This is a genomic window from Actinomycetota bacterium (assembly GCA_035540895.1).
In the GTDB taxonomy this organism is placed as follows: Bacteria; Actinomycetota; JAICYB01; order JAICYB01; family JAICYB01; genus DATLFR01.
This window is the reverse complement of the sequence record DATLFR010000073.1, coordinates 1-2,540: the sequence shown is the minus strand read 5'-3', so window position 1 is coordinate 2,540 and position 2,540 is coordinate 1. Positions and strand designations below refer to the sequence as shown.

Sequence of the window (2,540 nt, the reverse complement as noted above, 5' to 3'; positions counted from 1 at the left end):
ACACCGGACCTGGGGGTTCATAAGATGCGCCGTCGCACTCTCCTTCGCAGCCTGGCCGCCAGCCTGGGCCTCTTCCTCGCCGCCGGCCTCCTCTCCGCCTCGCCTCCCGCGGGAGCCCAGCAGCAGGAGGCTCCTCCTCCCTCGCTGCGCGAGCGCCTCCTGGCCCGGGAGGTCCCTGTTCTGTCCGCGGCCACGGTGCGCGCGCTGGACACGATGTCCGACGGGGACGTGGTGGGCGTCCTCGTCCAGGTGAAGGACACCGCCTTCCGCGACTCGGACATGGTCCGCCTCCGCGATCTCGGCTTCGGCCCGATCGTCCGCTACCAGATCCTCCCGATGGCCTACGCCACGGGCACCGTCCGCATGGTCCGCGAGCTGGCCGCGCACCCGCGCACCCGGCGCATCGACCTGAACCGGACCCTCGAGTACAACCTGGAGCGCTCGACGGCCGCCGTGAAGGCGAACGGGGGGGTCTGGGATCGCTACATCAAGGATGGGGACCGGATCCGCATGCCGATCGACGGGCACGGCGTGACGATCGCCGTGATCGACACCGGGATCGACGCGCTCCACGCCGACCTCGAGTACGGGCTCAAGACGGTGGCGAACTACCGGATCGTGCAGTCGGGCCTCATCTGCCCCGTGCCCGCCGTTACCGGCTGCACGGGCTACAGCCAGTCCAACGAGCCGCACGGGAACCAGATCTTCTTCGAAGGGCTGAACCTGTGGGCGGACGTGCCCAACTCCGATCACGACCTGCACGGCACCCACGTCGCGGCGATCGCGGCCGGGTCCGGCGCCGCCTCGTCCAACCACGCCGGCGTCGCACTGGACGGCTCCCCTATCGCGACCGGCATGAGGGGGGTCGCCCCAGGAGCGAAGATCCTCGGGCTCGGCGTGGGCAACGGGGTGACGATGGGCACCGCCTTCTTCGGGTTCGACTTCATCTACGACCAGCTCAAGAACAAGGGCAACCCGTTCAACATCCGGGTGGTGAACAACTCGTGGGGAGCGCCGCACGAGGACCCGGCGGGGACCCCCTACGACTTCGAGTCCGACGACCCGTGGGCCCAGGCCGTGATGATCCTCTCCTACGACATGGATCGCTACGCCCCGGCCGGGCGCCGCTTCAACCAGCACGTGGTGTTCGCGGCCGGCAACGGCGGCCAGACGAACAACCAGCCTGCGAAGCCGCACACGAGTCCCGAGTCGCGCAACCCGGTGGCGATCAGTGCCGCCGGGACGTCGCGCAGTGGGAACGCCATGTACGCGAGCTCGTCGCGGGGCGGGGCGGGGCTGGTCTGGACCTACCCCGACGTGGCCGCACCGGGCGACGGGATCTGGTCGGCCCTGGCCCACGGAGCCAACGCCGCCCACGACTACGTCGGGTTCAGCGGGACCTCGATGGCGGCTCCCCACGTTTCGGGAGCCGTCGCCCTCATGGTGCAAGCCTGCCCGAGCCTGACGATCTCCGAGGTCGCCCAGGACCACACCCCGGCCGCGCCGGCCCAGTATCGGGACTCGTTCCTGAACCGGATAACCGAGGCCGAGTGGATCCTGAAGGCCACCGCGAACCACATCCCGGGCGCCCGCGCTCTGCAGCCCGGCATCTCCGGGAAGCAGACCTCGCGCGACGACGGGTACGGGCTGATCGACGCAGAGCGGGCCGTGGCCACCGCCCTCGCGCTCTGCGAGCTGCGGGAGACGAACCCGGACGCGACCGTGGCCGACGCGCTCCCCTACGGGGAGACGCTGCTCGTGGACGCCGCCGAGACCTACGACAAGGTTGGCGTGGCGCAGGCTGCGTGGTCGGGCACGTTCACGACCGCCTCGCACGCGCTGGTCCCGCTCGTCGGCGTCTACAAGCTCACCGTGCCGCCGAACTTCAAGCAGCTCGACCTCGTCGCCAGGTGGAAGCCCCCCTTCCTGCGATACGGCGGGACGAACCGGCAGGTCCCCCAGCCCACGAGCCTGGACATAGCCGTCCGGTACCGGCGGGCCGACAACACGCTCTCCGGCTGGAACTGGGTGGGGGCCGACGTGCTCCCGGCGGTGGAGGGGAGCAACTCGGCCACGATCCTGCCCGGACGGTTCCCCGACGCCGTGGTCGGCGACCCACGCCGCCCCTGGGAGATAGCTGTCGGTCCGGGCCCCGGGGTGGCCGTCAAGGCGGACTTCGAGGTGGAGGCCACGCTGCAGCACACCGGCGCGTTCGAGATGCGCCGCAACGCGGCGTTCGGCCCGGGCGCGGCCGACTTCGACTACTGGGGCGACTGGTACCCGGCGGACAGCGGCACCGGGGACCACCACGTGGCCTCGTACACCGGTTCGTCGCAGGTGGCGCAGATGAAGTACTACGACCTCGGGAGCGTGAACGGGCTGAACTGGTATAGCCCGGGTCCGGCTCCCAACGGCTCGAGCAAGATGGACCCGCGCGCCCTCCCGGCTCCCAACCAGCTCCCGACGCGGTCGGTGCGTCTGGGCCGGACAGCCTGGGAGTCTTGGAACCAGCCCGCCGGGCCCACCCCGAGCCCCTCGCC

General features: G+C 70.9%; 1 protein-coding gene. It reads left to right on the top strand.

Features of this window, described 5'->3' with window-relative positions; genetic code table 11:
- Nucleotides 1-24: 24 nt before the first annotated feature.
- Nucleotides 25-2,540 (top strand): S8 family peptidase (locus VM840_04205; GenBank protein HVL80779.1); only part of this gene is annotated, 2,516 nt, incomplete at its 3' end.